Below are 16283 nucleotides of genomic sequence, written 5' to 3' on the forward strand. Positions count from 1 at the left end.
AAACTCGGGAACCAGAAAATAAATTCCGAAGAGAACTAAAACTGCCAGTCCCAAATGCATTTTGCTGAACCTGGTCTTCAGCAGTAAAGGCTCCAGAAAAGTAGTAATAACAGGATATGTATAAATAGACAACATCCCAATCGCCACGCTGGAAAGGCTGAGTGAGTGAAAATAGGTTACCCAGTGGATTCCCATTAGACAACCTCCAATAATGACTTTAAGCAAATCTTTTTTATTGGCGATGCTAATTTTGAATTTCCTGAACCTGCAAAAAATGTACAAAACTATCCCAGCCAAAATTGCCCGGAAGGTAATAATCACAAAAGGATCTAATGTAATGTACCTGCCCAAAGTCCCGGAGGTACTTATAAGCATTACCGCAAAATTGAGTTGAAGAATATGCCGGAAATGGCTGGATTTAATAGTCAAATTATGAGATTACCTTATTACTTGCTGTGCTTTTTCACTAATTATTTTCCCTACCGGTTTATTTTCTATCTTGCTCTCAAGCCACGAAATTATGTCCAGATAAAGAAAAGCCCTACGCTCAAAAGGATGATCTTCGTATTGCTTTAAAGTTGCATGCAACTGCCGGAACTCATTTTTAATTTCCAGAGGAGAAACGTCGGGTAGATTTCTAAGAAATTTGATCATTTCCAGTTGCACTTCATGTAAATCATTCATTCGAATCAGGAACTTGTAAGTAGATTTTATAAGTCTTTCCAGATGATAATCCAGTCCGGCTTCGTAATGTGCAACAAGGTTAAGAATACGCGCAAAGCACATAAGGTCTTCCCGCATTTCCAGATCTTTGTTATTGATGATCTTTTTCAGAAAATCTATGGATTTTTTATTTTCCCCATTACCAAAATAGAGACAGGCGATCTTATAGTAAAACACCATAATATGATGCTCGTCTATCCTGCTTCGGTACTTCTTAATTTTCTTCTGAATTTTCTCTACCAGCCCATCTCCATCAGCAAATTCTCCTTTCATAAACCGAAGGTTCAGTTTATTGGAGTATAAATACAGGAAAGAAAGCGCAGCAATATTATCATCATCCGGAACCCTTGGATCTTTCAGGCTTGTTTCTAAATCTTTCAGTACCTTCTCGAATAACGTAGCGTGGTTCAGATAAAAAAGCGCTTCCAGTAAATAATGATTTCCTTTTAAGTAAGAAACGGGGTGAACGGCAATTAAATGCTTATTGTCATTAAAAAGTTCTATCCACTTTGAAGCGTATCTAAAGCATGCTAAAAAATCCTGGGTAATAAAACTGTACCATAAATAAGCTTTATAAAGCCACAATTTTTCTCTGAATCCCAAATCGCTGAATTTGTACTCCGGAAGTCCTCGCTGGAAATCCTCTTTTACCTGTATGGCCTCTGCCTCGGTACGGGCATATCCCATTTTCAGGAAAATCGCATAAAGATGTAGCGATAAATTAGAAAGTTTGCTGGCAACAACGCTCAGTTCAGTAAGTTCTTCGGTTTGATTAATAAGCGTTTCTGCACGATTATGGATACTGCGGGTAATATACTGTGATTCAATTATTTTCTCCCAGTCCAGAATCTCGTAAGCGATATTCTTTTCCTCATAATATAAAGCGGTGGATTTTACCTTATCAAGCAGTTTCAGGCTTTGCTTGTAAAGACCCTTCCGGTACAGGATAATTGCAAAATCCAGTTGTTCCCTTATTTGAACCGGCATGCTTTGATGCGACGGATTCAGTCTTAAACTGATAAGAATCTGACGGTACAAATGTGCTTTTACATTCGATAATTGCCGTTTACTGATCTTCGTATTCTTGAGGATAACATCTTCATCATACTTTTTCAGTTTCGACATTACCTTGAATAAATTTAGAAATTTACTATCGGTGTTTACTCCAATCCTACCAACATAGAGCGAAAATTGCCGTTTTTCTGAAGGGGAAAGCGATTGAATGAGAGAAAAAAGATTATCTGATAATTCGTTGGTCATTGTAACAAAAAGCTTTTTAACTAGCTGTGTATCAGCATGATTACGTTCTTATCTACGGTTTAATTATCGTAACGATCACTTATTGAAGGCCTTAAATTGTAGATGTAAGTAATACTTTAGTTAAAGATAAAGTAAAAAATATCGCTTATGAGTACTGAAAAGGTAGAAATTTTCGACACAACGTTACGGGATGGGGAACAAGTACCAGGCTGCAAATTAAACACAGCCCAAAAATTAAAAATTGCTGCACGACTCGATGACCTGGGAGTAGATGTTATTGAAGCAGGTTTTCCTGTTTCCAGCCCCGGTGATTTCCAATCGGTTTCTGAAATATCAAAGCTGGTGAAGAATGCCGCTGTTTGCGGATTAACGCGTGCTGTTAGAAAAGATATCGAAGTTGCTGCTGAAGCACTCAAACATGCAAAGAAACCAAGAATTCACACGGGAATAGGAACTTCCGATTCTCACATTAAATATAAATTTAATTCTACACCAGAGAAGATAATCGAAAGGGCTAAAGATGCAGTTGCTTACGCAAAAACCTTCGTAGAAGATGTGGAATTTTATGCTGAAGATGCAGGTCGTACAGATAATGTGTTTCTCGCTAAAGTTTGCGAAGCAGCAGTTAAAGCCGGTGCTACCGTTTTAAATATTCCCGACACTACCGGATATTGTCTTCCGGAGGAGTATGGTAAGAAAATCAAATATTTAAAGGAAAATGTGAAAGGCATTGAAAATGTGCGTATTTCCTGCCATTGCCATAATGATCTTGGCCTTGCCACCGCAAATGCCCTTGCAGGCATCACCAATGGAGCGAGACAAATAGAATGTACTATTAATGGAATTGGAGAACGTGCAGGGAACACTGCTTTAGAAGAAATCGTGATGATCTTAAGGCAACATCCTACGCTGAATTTCCACACTAACATTAATCCTAAGTTCCTTTTTGACACCAGCGTAATGGTGTCCAGGGAAATGGGAATGTTTGTACAACCGAATAAAGCAATTGTTGGTGCCAATGCCTTTGCCCACAGCTCAGGAATTCACCAGGACGGAGTAATTAAGAACCGGGAAACCTATGAAATTATGGATCCCGCAGATGTTGGTGTAACCGAATCTGCGATTGTACTAACCGCAAGAAGCGGAAGAGCTGCTTTGGCTTACCGTGCCAAGAAAATGGGGTACGAACTAACAAAACTTCAATTGGATTGTGTCTATAATGAATTTTTAGACTACGCCGATTGTAGAAAAGAAGTCGTCGATAATGACATCCATGAAATCGTGGCGATGTCTAGAAAACACATGGCTATTGCATAATGAAGAAAACACTTTTTGATAAAATCTGGGATTCTCATATTGTAGAATCTATACCTGACGGGCCTGATATTTTATATATCGACAAACACCTTATCCACGAGGTAACGAGTCCGCAGGCATTTAATGAATTAAAGGAAAGGGACGTTCCGCTTTTTCGTCCCGAACAAACGGTCGCTACGGCAGATCATAATACGCCTACAGAAAATCAACACCTTCCGGTTAAAGACCTTCTCTCAAGAAAACAGTTGAAGGAATTAACCCAAAATTGCGAGGAAAACAATATTACCCTTTATGGCTTGGGCCATCCTTATAACGGAATTGTTCACGTAATGGCTCCCGAGCTTGGAATTACCCAGCCGGGAATGACCATAGTTTGCGGGGACAGCCACACCTCCACCCACGGTGCTTTTGGAACCATTGCTTTTGGCATTGGGACCAGCCAGGTTGCACAGGTTTTTGCGAGCCAGTGCCTTTTGGTAGAAAAACCGAAAAAGTTAAGGGTAAACGTGAATGGTAAACTGAAAAAAGGAGTTCTTCCAAAGGACGTTATTTTATATATCATTAGTAAACTCGGTACAAATTCCGGTACCGGATATTTTTGCGAATATGCAGGAGATGTTTTCGAAAACATGTCTATGGAAGGCCGTATGACGGTTTGTAATATGAGCATCGAGATGGGCGCCCGTGGCGGATTAATTGCTCCGGATGATACTACTTTTGATTATGTTGAAGGAAAAGAATTTGCTCCAAAAGGAGAAGAATTCGAAAACCTGAAGGCTTATTGGAAAACATTAAAAACAGACAAAGAAGCTGAATTTGATCAGGAATATTCTTTTGATGCTGAAGATATCGAGCCAATGATTACTTACGGCACAAATCCCGGAATGGGGATTAAACTTAGCGGATCAATTCCTGTGGAAGGTACCAAGAGCGATGCCAAAGCATTATCTTATATGGGCTTCCAGCCAGGCGAATCGTTATTGGAGAAACCAATTAATTACATCTTTATAGGAAGTTGTACCAATTCCAGAATTGAAGATTTTAGAACAGCAGCAGCTTATATTAAAGGAAAAAGAAAAGCTGATAATGTAAATGCTTTAATTGTTCCCGGATCAAGGCAGGTTGCCGCCCAGATTCAGGAAGAAGGCCTGAATCTCATCTTTGAAGAAGCCGGATTTACCCTGCGACAGCCCGGATGTTCCGCTTGTCTGGCAATGAACGACGATAAAATACCGGCCGGGGAATATTGTGTTTCTACAAGTAACCGGAATTTTGAAGGAAGACAGGGCCAGGGATCAAGAACAATCCTTGCCAGTCCGCTAACCGCCGCTGCAACCGCAATCGCAGGAAAATTAACAGACTATACAAAAATGCTTAACTAATGGAAAAATTTACCACACTTACAGATACCGCTGTTCCATTAGATATAGAAAATGTGGATACAGACCAGATTATTCCTGCCAGGTTTCTAAAAGCTACCGATAAGGCAGGTTTCGGAGAAAACCTCTTCCGGGACTGGAGATTTGACAAGGATGATGAACCTAATCCCGATTTTCCTTTAAACAATCCAAATTTTTCAGGCTCAATTCTGGTTGCCGGAAATAATTTTGGATGTGGATCCAGCCGGGAACATGCCGCCTGGGCAATTAAAGCCTATGGTTTTAAAGTAGTTGTTTCCAGCTATTTCGCAGATATTTTTAAGGGGAATTCCTTGAATAACGGATTATTGCCGGTGCAGGTAAACCAGGAGTTTCTTGATGAAATTTTCCTGGCTATCCAGAAGAATTCCGAAGAAAAGATCACGGTAGATCTGGAAAACCAGGAAATAAGTATAGAAAGCACTGGAGCATCTCAGCATTTCGATATCGATCCTTACAAGAAGACCTGTATGATCAATGGTTTTGACGATATAGATTTTTTAGTAAGTAAATGGGAAGCAATAAAGAAATACGAAGAAAATAATAAAACCACCCCTACCCCGGTAGGCGTTTAATAAAGAAGAAAGCATGGCTTACATCAACCTGGACTTGTTTCAGGTTCAGTTTATGTAACGTTGGAAAAGTTTGGAATGGTGGAAGCCGAGAAATTTCTTTTTAAAAAAGTCAGAATGAAATTAAATATAGCAGTATTACCCGGAGACGGAATAGGACCTGAAATTACACAGCAATCAGTAAAAGTGTTAAAAGCGGTAGCAGATCGATTTGATCACGAATTTCAATTTGATGACGCCTTGGTAGGAGCAGCAGCAATAGATTTGCTGGAAAATCCATTACCTGAAGCTACCCTGGATTTATGCCTTAAATCTGATGCTGTGTTATTCGGGGCCATTGGTCACCCCAAATACGACAATAATCCCGATGCAAAGGTACGCCCGGAGCAGGGACTACTTAAACTTAGAAAAGAACTCGGACTTTTTGCAAATATCAGACCTGTAAGAACATATGAAAAACTTCTGGATCAATCTCCGCTAAAAAGAGAGCGCATTGCAGGAGCCGACATGGTGATTTATCGCGAATTGACCGGCGGAATTTATTTCGGTGAAAAAAGCACAGCCGAAGATGGAAAAAGCGCCCAGGATCTATGCTTCTATTCTGAAGAAGAAATAGACCGTATAGCTCATCTTGCCTTTAAAGCTGCGCAGCAAAGGCGCAACAAACTGACTTTGGTGGACAAAGCCAATGTTCTGGAAACTTCAAGATTATGGCGCAAAACGGTTAAGACCATTGCCAGGGAATATCCCGATGTGGAACTGGATTTCCTGTTTGTAGATAACGCGGCCATGCAAATGATACTGAATCCTAAACAATTTGATGTCATTCTAACAGAGAATATGTTCGGCGACATTCTTTCTGATGAAGCGAGTGTGATTGGAGGAAGTATAGGACTACTTGCTTCGGCTTCAGTAGGAACTAAAAACGCGATGTTCGAGCCTATTCACGGTTCTTACCCGCAGGCTACCGGCAAAGGAATTGCCAATCCCGTAGCCTCTGTACTTTCTGCTGCAATGCTTCTGGATCATTTCAATTTAATTGAAGAAGCCAATGCAGTGCGGAAAGCTGTGGAACTGAGTATTAAGCTAAATGTTTGTACAGAAGATATTAATAAAGATAATCACTATTCCACTGAGAAAGTTGGAGATTTTCTCGAAGGCCTAATTGCTGAAATTGATAGCATCAATATCAACGATGAAAATATGAACCTGGGACAAATGACGATTATATAGATAAACTTTCTAAGATTTTTCGGCCTCTCGCTTTGTGTGGTTTTAGCGGGAGGCTTTGTTTTTATATCACTTTAAGTTCTTTAATGGATTATTTGCAATTCCTGAAAGCTACAGTCACTAATCACAAAAAATTAGCTAAGACCCGTCAGGTTTTAAAAACCTGACGGGTCTTTCTGTTGGAGTTAACAGGAGTGATCTTCGGTCTACAACTTTACATCCTTCTTCTTTTTCGCAATTTCTTCTAGCGCCAGGTTGTCCTTACTTCCCAAATGAGAATGCTTTTTATTTGCTGCAGGACGATAATTGCCACTTTGGACCTGTCCCCCTATTTCCTTATACGCTTCCCTAAAAGACTGCCCCTGCATCACCAGGTCGTTAATACTATCTACTGTAAAGAGATATTTGTATTTTTCATCATTTAAATCAACATCTTTAACTTTAATTAAAGCTATGGAATGGATAAAAACATCCAGAATTTCCTTAATATTCTCCACAGCGTAAATACTATTCTCTTTTATAAGCTGAAAATCCCTGTGGTAACCGCTGGGAAGGTTATTCGTGATCAAAATCATCTCATTTGCAATACTCTGAAGCTTATTACATTTCCCCCTTATCAATTCAAAGACATCCGGATTCTTTTTATGTGGCATAATACTGGAACCTGTAGTAAGTTCGTCGGGAAAGGTGATAAAATCAAAATTCTGACTCATATAAAGGCAAATATCCATCGCAAACCGTGATAAGGTATTCGCTACAGACGCAATATTTGATGTCACCGTACGCTCACATTTCCCCCTGCTCATTTGCGCGGCGACAACGTTATATTTTAATGTCGAAAAACCTAGTTCTTTAGTGGTAAATTCCCTGTCTATAGGAAAGGAAGAACCGTAACCTGCTGCAGATCCCAATGGATTCTGATCCACAATTTTTAATCCGGCTTCCAGCAAGTAAAGATCATCAATTAACAATTCTGCATAAGCCGAAAACCACAATCCGAAGGAAGACGGCATCGCCACCTGAAGATGTGTATACCCCGGAAGTAATTTCCCCTCATATTTTTTAGCCAAATCTAATAAAACATCTATGAGTTCACCTGTTTTACCAGAAATCTGCTGAAGGTTTTCCTTAAAATAAAGCTGCATAGCTACCAGAACCTGATCGTTTCTGGAACGTGCGGTATGTATCTTCTTTCCGGTGTCTCCAAGAGCTTCTGTAAGATCAAATTCAATTTTGGAGTGAACATCTTCAAATTCTTCTGCTATATGAAAATTGCCATTTTCGAGTTGTCGTTGTAATTTCTCCAGTTCCTTATCAATAGCAGTAACTTCTTCAGCATCTAAAATCCCCACTTTCCCAAGCATTTTCGCATGGGCTTTAGAAGCTTTTATATCGTACTCGGCCAGAAACATATCCAGTTCGCGGTCGTTTCCTACGGTAAATTTTTCTATCTTTTTATCTATGGATATTCCTTTGTCCCAGAGTTTCATACTTAATTTTCGGTTTTATCTTCTTCTGAGACCTCACAGGTTTTGAAAACCTGTGAGGTCTGTAATTCCTTTTTCGCCACTAATGCACGAATATTTTTTAAAATCATTTCTCTAAATATTCAGGCGCCGTCAATATTTACAATTAATTATTCGTGTATTAGTGGTCTAATCACTTTTCGATACCAATATCTTCATATTTTTCACCACTAAGAACATATTTGTTGATTCCTGCCCTAAATTCTACTTCTTCAGCGCCTTGTCCAGGAGCTTTATATATTTATGAATACCTTCTTCTATTTCCTTCACATATATAAATTCATCTGCGGAATGTGACCTTGTGGAATCTCCGGGTCCGAGCTTCAGGGACGGGCATTTCAGCATCGCCTGATCTGAAAGTGTGGGTGAACCGTAAGTTTCCATTCCCAGACTGATGCCGGCTTGCACCAAATCATGTTCCTGCGGAATAGATGACGAATTTAACAGAAGCGACCTCGGGGTAATTTCGTCTACCGGCGCTTGTTTCTGAAGAATTTCTGCAACTTCAGCATTGCTGTAGCAGTCGTTTACACGTACGTCAATCACCAAATCTACCTTTCCAGGCACCACGTTATGCTGACTGCCAGCCTTAATCTGAGTAACAGTAAGTTTAACTTCACCCAGAGCTTCTGAAACGTCCTTAAACCGGAAGTTTTCAAACCACTGCAGCACTTTTGCTGTTTTGTATATCGCGTTATTATCATTTGGATGAGCGGCATGAGATGGCGTTCCTTTTACCACAGCATCAAAAACGACAAGACCTTTTTCCGCTACCGCCAGTTGCATTAAAGTTGGCTCACCCACAATAGCCACGTCGATATTTGGCATTTTAGGCAGCAGGCATGAAATTCCGTTTTTTCCGTTGGTTTCTTCTTCAGCAGAACCTGCAAAAACAATGTTGTACTCTAAATCTTCAGCTTCATAAAACCACGTAAAGGTTGCTAAAAGAGAAACAAGACATCCGCCGGCATCGTTACTCCCGAGGCCGAATAACTTTCCGTCTTCAATTTCAGCTTTAAAAGGATCCCTGGTGTAGCCGGAATTGGGTTTAACAGTATCCTGATGAGAATTGAGCAGTAAAGTAGGCTTCGACTCATCAAAATTTTTATTAACCGCCCAAACATTGTTCAGGTGCCTCTGAAAATTGATGTTATGGCTTGTGCACCAGTTTTCCAAAAGCCTGGCCGTACCATCTTCCTCTTCTGAAAAAGACTTGGTTTCAATTAGATTTTTCAGCAAATCAAGCGCCTGACTCTGAAGTTCTGATAAGCTCATTATTTTACTATTTTGGTATGTACTGAATTTTTCTTTAGTAGATTAGAGTCCCCTAATCTGATTTTTGTAACGCCATGATGAAGTGCCTGAAAGCAATTATGAAGTTTTGGCAGCATCCCTTCACTAATTACGCCTCTGTTCATCAATTGCTTATAAAGTTGTTCATCAATCTCTTTAATGACAGATTCGTCATTATCCACATCTGTAAGCACACCCTTTTTTTCAAAGCAAAAATCAAGTTCTGTATCATAAATGGCAGACATAGCTTTGGCAACTTCGGCAGCAACAGAATCTCCGTTGGTATTGTAAAGTTGTCCGTCACCACTATAAGAAATTGCTGAAAATACCGGGATAATCCCCTGCTCCAAAAGGGAAGAAATAAAAGAGGCGTTAATTTTCACAATATCGCCCACAAATCCAAAATCGATTTCCTTAACTTCCCTTTTTTTCGAAACTATACTTGCTCCATCTGCACCACATAAGCCTATAGCATTTGTGCCTCGCGCCTGCAGTTTTGCTACAATATTTTTATTAATGAGCCCGCCGTAAACCATGGTGATTACTTTTATGGAATTGGCATCGGTAATCCTTCTCCCATCCACCATTTTAGTTTCGTAACCAAGCTTTTGAGCAATTTTGGTAGCCATGCTTCCGCCACCATGAATAAGAATTTTGGGAGTCTCTAACTCTGAGAAATCATTGAGGAATTCCCTGAGCTTATTCTCATCCTCAATTAACTTCCCTCCTATTTTTACAACTTTAACAACTTTTTTCTCCATTTCCTTTTGCCCTTAATTGTAATCCCGATTCAAATCTTCTGAAATAATATTTTTGAATTATTATTTCTTTTCCAGAATCCTTCTCAATACTGCCTGTGCAGCAAAAGTCCTGTTGCCGGCCTGGTGAATCACTACCGAATTTTCACTATCCAGCACCTCATCTGCAATTACCATGTTCCTCCTTACCGGCAGGCAATGCATCACTTTGGCATTGTTGGTTTTTTTCAGTTTATCTCCCGTTAGTGTCCAGGAAGTATCTGTTTTTAAGGCTTTTCCGTACTGTTCATAACTACTCCAGTTTTTCACATACACAAAATCAGCATCTTTTAAAGCCTCATCCTGATCGTGAGTAACTTCAACATCTTTAGTGATTGAAGGATTAAGATTATAACCCTCAGGATTCGCAATTACAAAATCAGCATTTAATCTCTGCATGACTTCAGCAAAAGAATTCGGTACAGATTGCGGTAGTGCTTTTGGATGTGGCGCCCAGGTTAAAACAACTTTCGGTTTTTTATCTGTCTTTAATTCTGAAATGGTAATTGCATCTGTAAGTGCCTGCAAAGGGTGTCCCGTGGCGCTTTCAAGATTTATTACGGGCACAGAAGCGTACTTCTGAAAACTTTTAAGCACCAATTCTGCTTCGTCTTTCTCTTTATCTTTTAAGTCAGGAAAGGCACGTACAGCAATAATATCACAATACTGTGAAAGCACTGCAGCAGCTTCTTTAATATGTTCCGCTTTATTGGAATCCATTACGGCTCCATCTTCAAATTCCAACGCCCAACCGTCTTTATCAGCATTCATTACCATCACTTCCATTCCCAGTAATTTTGCAGCTTTCTCTGTGCTTAAACGCGTACGCAGACTTGGATTGAAAAACAGCATTCCCAGCGTTTTTCCTTTTCCAACTACTCCTGCGGTATTTTTGTTTTTTAGCTGAAGCGCCTCATCAATTAATTCCTGTAAATTTTCAATGTCTGATAACGTGATGTAATTGTTCATTTAGCTAATTTCTAATTCTTCATTCTTATTTTTATTCAAGACCTCACAGGTTCTTGAAAACCTGTGGGGTCTAATGAGTTTCTGAAACTCTAGATTTCCGGTAAAATTTTACTTCAACGCCATCTTTAAAGCTTCAAAGAAAACATCAAACTGTTCCTTTTTAATATTTAAAGGAGGTAAAATCCGAAGCAGATTTTTATTTGAAGCCGCCCCTGTAAAGACCTGATGTTCGAATAATAATTTCTTTCTTAAGGATGCAATTTCAAAGTCAAATTCCAGACCTATCATTAGTCCTCTTCCTTTCACTTTTTTGATCTGCGGAATCTGAGCAGCGTGTTCTTTTACATATTCAAAAAGAGCTTTGGCATTCCCAATAAGTTCTTCTTTTTCAATAATTTCCAGCACAGCAATTCCTGCAGCACAGGCAAGGTGATTACCTCCAAAGGTGGTTCCCAGCATTCCATATTTCGCCTGAATGTTCTTATCGACTAAAATTCCGCCGATCGGAAAACCATTCCCCATTCCTTTGGCCATAGAAATAATATCTGGTCTAATTCCGTGCTTTTGAAAAGCAAAAAAGTCTCCCGTCCTGCCATAACCGGCCTGGACTTCATCTGCAATTAAAATAGCTCCATGCTTTTTACATAATTCCGAAGCTTTTTTATAAAATTCAGTGCTGGCTTCATCCAGTCCTCCCACACCCTGAATAACTTCAAAAATTACTGCGGCAACATCTCCTTTTTTCAGCTCATTTTCCAGTGCTTCAGTATCATCAAAAGCTAACTTTTTGGCATTATGTCCTTTATTAAAAGGTGCTTTTATGCCTTCATTATCTGTTACTGCCACAACTCCGGAAGTCCTTCCGTGGAAAGCTTTTTCGAAATAAATCACCTTATCTCTTCCTGTCTGAAAAGAAGCGAGCTTTAAAGCATTCTCATTGGCTTCAGCGCCGGAATTACATAAAAACAAGCTGTAATCTTTAACTCCGGAAATTTTTTCCAGCTTTTCCGCAAGTTCGTTCTGCAATGGATTTTTTATAGAATTAGAATAAAAACCAAGCTTATTCAACTGATCGCTGATGGCTTTTACATAAACCGGATGAGAATGCCCCACTGAAATTACGGCATGACCGCCATATAAATCCAGATATTCTTTATTGTTTTTATCAAAAACATAAGCGCCTTCGCCTTTTACCGGCGTAATGTCGTAAAGCGGATATACATCAAATAAATCCATAGTTATTGATCTGAAATTGAATTAATTTTTTTGAAAGATGCCTGTATTCCTTGTATGAGCGAAGAACTGAGTCCGTTATGTTCCATTTCATTCAAACCTTCAATAGTACAGCCTCTCGGGGTCGTAACTTTATCAATTTCTTCCTCGGGATGTTTACCTGATTCTATTAAAAGACTGGCGGCACCCAGGCAGGTTTGCATAGACAGCTCCTGAGCTTCTTTTGCATCAAATCCTAATTGTACGGCTCCCTGAGTCGTGGCGCGGATTAAGCGCATCCAGAATGCTACTCCGCTGGCGCAAATTACTGTTGCGGCCTGCATCTTATTTTCAGGAATAATAATACTGCTGCCAAGTCGGTTAAAAATAGCTTCAGCAATCGCAATGCGCTTTTCCCCTTTTTTATTACTGCAAAGACAGGTCATCGATTTTCCAACCGCAATTGCCGTATTTGGCATGGAACGGATTATAAATTGATCTTCTCCAACAATAGCTTCTATCCTCGGAATTTTGAACCCGGTAACTGTAGATATAAGAACGTGCTTATCTGTAAGTACATCTTTAATTTCTTCCAGAATACCTTCCAGCTGAGTGGGCTGAACTGCAAATATCAGGATATCGGAATTATTTACCGCCTCCAGGTTGTCTGAAGTAACACTCACTTTAGAATATTCCTCATAATCTTTAATATTATCCACTTTCCTTTTACTCAGATAAAGTGTGGTAAAAGCGTTATTTACGATAAGACCTTTAGCAATTGAAAGTCCGAGGTTCCCGGCTCCTAAAATGGCAATTTTCATCCTTGATTATTTTAAATTTTAAATGCTAATTTTGAATTTAATTAGTAAAGCTCCGGAAACATTAATATCATGGTCTTTTCCTTTATCTCTTTACCTTTTTCCTGTTATTGCGAGCAAAGTTTCAATGCCGCGAAGCAATCTTATATATACGACTATCTTCTTTTAAATATTTTTCCCCCATCTCTCCTTAACTCTTTTCCTCTTTTACTTTTTTTATTAAAAATAGGTCGCTTTTAAATGCAATCCTGCAGTCTCTTCCAATCCAAACATCAGGTTCATATTCTGCACTGCCTGTCCTGAAGCCCCTTTCAGCAAATTATCGATAATACTTGTTATTAAGAGCTTATCTCCAAACTTCTGCAATCTCACTAATCCCTTATTTGTATTTACAACCTGCTTCAAGTGAAGTGCTTCATCTGTCACAAAAGTAAAAGCGGCATCTTTATAAGCTTCCTGATAAATTTCCCTGGCTTCTTCCAGGCTTCCTGAGAATTTCGTGTAGGCAGTAGCATGTATTCCGCGGGAGAAATTCCCCCTGTTCGGAATAAAATTAATTTCAGCATCGTGCTTCGGCTGAAAATTCTTAACGCTCTGAGTAAGCTCATTCAAGTGCTGATGTTCAAAAGATTTATAGGCAGAAAAATTATTGTCCCGCCAGGTAAAGTGCGTGGTTTCAGATAAAGAAGTGCCCGCACCGGTAGCTCCGGTTACAGCGTTTATATGAATATCTTCCTTTAACAAATTTTCCTTAGCCAGAGGCAAAATCGCGATGCTAATCGCAGTGGCAAAACATCCCGGATTTGCGACGAAATTTGCCATTTTAATCGCCTCTATGTTAAATTCAGGTAAGCCGTAAACAAAAGAATGATCTTCCCTTGACATACGGTAATCAGTACTTAAGTCTACAATTTTTGTTTTTTCTGAGAATTTATTTTCAGAAAGAAATTTTACTGAGTTCCCATGCCCCAGACAAAGAAAAACTACGTCAACTTCCTTGTTTATTTCTCCGCTAAACTGCAAGTCTGTTTCTCCTAATAAATCCTGATGCACGTTTGCAACGGGTTTTCCCGGTTGTGATGTACTGTAGACAAAATTTATGTTTACTTCCGGATGCCTGAGCAGTATTCTTATTAATTCCCCCGCTGTGTAACCGGCTCCTCCAATAATTCCTGCCTCTATCATTGCTCCTGCTTTACATGTTGATAAATCTTCCCGGCGTTCGAAAGGATTTTGATAAATCCTTTTGCATCGTCTGCTGTCCAGGCTTTGTTTTCTTCTCCGTATTTTCCAAAACTGCTGCTCATTAAATCGTATTTAGATTTAATTCCATCCAGCGTAAACCTGTAGGGATGGAGCGTCACAAATACTTCGCCTGTTACCTGCTCCTGTGAGCTTTGTAGGAACGCCTCCAGATTTCTCATCACAGGATCCAGATACTGACCTTCATGGAGGTGCGTACCGTACCAGTTGGCTATATAATCCTTATGCTGAAGCTGCCATTTACTAAGTGTATGTTTTTCCAGCAAATGATGTGCTTTTATGGTAATTAAAGCAGCGGAAGCTTCAAAGCCAACTCTTCCCTTAATTCCGATAATAGTGTCTCCTACATGAATATCCCTGCCAATTGCATATTTTGAAGCAATACTTTCCAGGATTTCGATATTTTTTTCGGGAGCGTTTTCTTTTCCGTTTACAGCGGTGAGTTCTCCTTTTGTAAAGCTTAAACTAACTTGTTTTGGTTCTTTCTCTTTTAGTTGTGAAGGATAAGCTTCTTCAGGTAGAGGTTTTTCTGAAGTTAAAGTTTCAGCACCGCCAACACTTGTTCCCCACAAACCTTTGTTAACTGAATATTTTGCTTTTTCCCAATTCATATCCACACCATTGGCCTTAAGATATTCAATTTCTTCCTGTCGGGTGAGTTGTTTGTCTCTGATTGGGGTGATAATTTGAATATTTGGAGCGATGGTTTGAAAAATCATATCAAACCTTACCTGGTCGTTTCCTGCACCGGTACTACCGTGAGCAATATATCCGGCTCCAATCTCTTTTGCGTGATTTACTATTTCTATGGCCTGTATAATACGCTCTGCACTTACGGAAAGCGGATAGGTGTTATTTTTAAGAACATTACCGAAAATGAGGAATTTTACCACCTTGTCATAAAAGGAAGCAACCGCATCTATGTTTTTGTAAGTTTTCGCTCCAATCTTTTGAGCATTGGAACCTATTTTCTCTATTTCTTCTTCTGAAAAACCTCCGGTATTTACACTTACCGCATGAACTTCAAAATTTTCTTCTTTAGATAAATACTTAGCACAATAGGAAGTATCAAGACCGCCACTATATGCTATTACTACTTTCTTCATTTTTTAATTTTTCTTAGATGTTGGTTTGCCATGAACTATAATACTCTATGTTCCCCTCCTTGTTAGAAGGAGGGGTGGCCGCAGGACGGGGTGGTCAGCTTTCACTTTTCTCTTTTTTATAAAAGAGCGTCTGTTTAATATTTTTTAACCTTTTGAAAGCCTTATCGTTCAGACTCTCCTTTTTTTCTGCTTTCTCCTTCTTTTTTTCAGGATCATACATCATCCCGGTACAAAGGCACATTTTGCGCTCTGTTCTGGTAAGGATGTCGTAATTCTTGCAGGTCTGGCAGCCTTTCCAAAAGCTGTCATCATCGGTAAGTTCAGAAAAAGTTACGGGCTGGTATCCTAGCTCGTAATTGATCTTCATCACAGCCAGTCCGGTTGTGATCCCAAAGATTTTGGCTGTCGGATATTTTTCTCGTGAATATTTGAAGATAACTTCCTTTATTTCCTTTGCCAATCCCTGATTCCTGTAGTCAGGATGCACAATAAGCCCGGAATTTGCCACATATTTTTCATGGCTCCAGGTCTCGATATAACAAAAGCCAGCGAACTTGTGGCCATCGAAAGCTATTATCGCATTTCCCTTTTCCATCTTACTGATGATATATTCAGGAGTACGACGTGCAATGCCGGTACCACGGACTTTTGCCGATTCTTCTATTGTGTTACAAATGATCTCTGCATAGGAAGCATGAGATTTGTTAGCAATGATAATCTTCATCTGCTAAAAATTTTGTTGAAAAAATTAATTCGATTTTTGTCTTCTGAGAGGGGAA

General features: G+C 39.4%; 15 protein-coding genes. 4 read left to right on the forward strand and 11 right to left on the reverse strand.

The genetic code is table 11. The annotated features are described in order from the left end of the window. Together RM545_RS15075 and RM545_RS15080 are read right to left on the reverse strand one after the other, a co-directional pair. A partial coding sequence (locus RM545_RS15075; RefSeq protein WP_311496119.1) for a DMT family transporter occupies positions 1-375 on the reverse strand: 375 nt, incomplete at its 3' end. 63 nt (positions 376-438) lie between these two features. Beyond that, complete coding sequence (locus tag RM545_RS15080; RefSeq protein ID WP_311496120.1) at positions 439-1983, reverse strand: hypothetical protein; 1545 nt, start codon at positions 1981-1983, stop codon at positions 439-441. 147 nt (positions 1984-2130) lie between these two features. Here RM545_RS15080 and RM545_RS15085 point away from each other — a divergent pair, with 147 nt between their 5' ends. From RM545_RS15085 to leuB, 4 genes are all read left to right on the forward strand, one after another. Then, positions 2131-3300 (forward strand): 2-isopropylmalate synthase, encoded by a 1170-nt coding sequence (locus tag RM545_RS15085; RefSeq protein ID WP_311496121.1) that lies wholly within the window; start codon positions 2131-2133, stop codon positions 3298-3300. After that, a complete protein-coding gene (leuC, locus tag RM545_RS15090; protein ID WP_311496122.1) occupies positions 3300-4682 on the forward strand; it encodes a 3-isopropylmalate dehydratase large subunit in 1383 nt (460 codons plus the stop codon). Before RM545_RS15085 ends, leuC begins: the two co-directional genes overlap by 1 nt. Continuing rightward, a complete protein-coding gene (gene leuD / locus RM545_RS15095) occupies positions 4682-5293 on the forward strand; it encodes a 3-isopropylmalate dehydratase small subunit (RefSeq protein WP_311496123.1) in 612 nt (203 codons plus the stop codon). Before leuC ends, leuD begins: the two co-directional genes overlap by 1 nt. Positions 5294-5407: 114 nt before the next feature. Next, the gene (gene leuB / locus RM545_RS15100; protein WP_311496124.1) at positions 5408-6523 is read left to right on the forward strand and encodes a 3-isopropylmalate dehydrogenase; all 1116 of its coding nucleotides are present in this window, start codon (positions 5408-5410) and stop codon (positions 6521-6523) included. Positions 6524-6726: 203 nt separating this feature from the next. Here the strand turns inward: leuB and argH are convergent, their stop codons facing one another. From argH to RM545_RS15145, 9 genes are all read right to left on the reverse strand, one after another. Beyond that, positions 6727-8010: an argininosuccinate lyase gene (argH, locus tag RM545_RS15105; RefSeq protein ID WP_311496125.1), complete on the reverse strand. Its 1284-nt coding sequence runs from the start codon at positions 8008-8010 to the stop codon at positions 6727-6729. A 240-nt stretch (positions 8011-8250) separates the two neighbouring features. Next, complete coding sequence (locus RM545_RS15110; protein WP_311496126.1) at positions 8251-9321, reverse strand: M20 family metallo-hydrolase; 1071 nt, start codon at positions 9319-9321, stop codon at positions 8251-8253. Then, positions 9321-10100, reverse strand: coding sequence for an acetylglutamate kinase (gene argB / locus RM545_RS15115; RefSeq protein WP_311496127.1), 780 nt, complete (start codon positions 10098-10100; stop codon positions 9321-9323). The genes RM545_RS15110 and argB overlap by 1 nt, the downstream gene beginning before the upstream one ends. Positions 10101-10160: 60 nt before the next feature. Beyond that, entirely contained in the window at positions 10161-11105 is a 945-nt protein-coding gene (locus RM545_RS15120; RefSeq protein ID WP_311496128.1) for an N-acetylornithine carbamoyltransferase, read from the reverse strand. A gap of 108 nt (positions 11106-11213) precedes the next feature. After that, positions 11214-12341, reverse strand: a complete 1128-nt coding sequence (locus RM545_RS15125) for an aspartate aminotransferase family protein (RefSeq protein ID WP_311496129.1) — start codon at positions 12339-12341, stop codon at positions 11214-11216. 2 nt (positions 12342-12343) lie between these two features. Next, positions 12344-13138 (reverse strand): pyrroline-5-carboxylate reductase, encoded by a 795-nt coding sequence (gene proC, locus RM545_RS15130; RefSeq protein WP_311496130.1) that lies wholly within the window; start codon positions 13136-13138, stop codon positions 12344-12346. A 216-nt stretch (positions 13139-13354) separates the two neighbouring features. Further along, the gene (gene argC, locus RM545_RS15135) at positions 13355-14320 is read right to left on the reverse strand and encodes an N-acetyl-gamma-glutamyl-phosphate reductase (protein WP_311496131.1); all 966 of its coding nucleotides are present in this window, start codon (positions 14318-14320) and stop codon (positions 13355-13357) included. Beyond that, positions 14317-15504: an argininosuccinate synthase gene (locus RM545_RS15140; protein ID WP_311496132.1), complete on the reverse strand. Its 1188-nt coding sequence runs from the start codon at positions 15502-15504 to the stop codon at positions 14317-14319. Before RM545_RS15140 ends, argC begins: the two co-directional genes overlap by 4 nt. A 94-nt stretch (positions 15505-15598) precedes the next feature. Beyond that, on the reverse strand, positions 15599-16228 hold the full coding sequence (locus tag RM545_RS15145; RefSeq protein WP_311496133.1) for a GNAT family N-acetyltransferase: 630 nt from the start codon (positions 16226-16228) through the stop codon (positions 15599-15601). Positions 16229-16283 lie beyond the last annotated feature (55 nt).

It is taken from the genome of Autumnicola lenta, assembly GCF_031846515.1.
GTDB lineage: Bacteria > Bacteroidota > Bacteroidia > Flavobacteriales > Flavobacteriaceae > Autumnicola > Autumnicola lenta.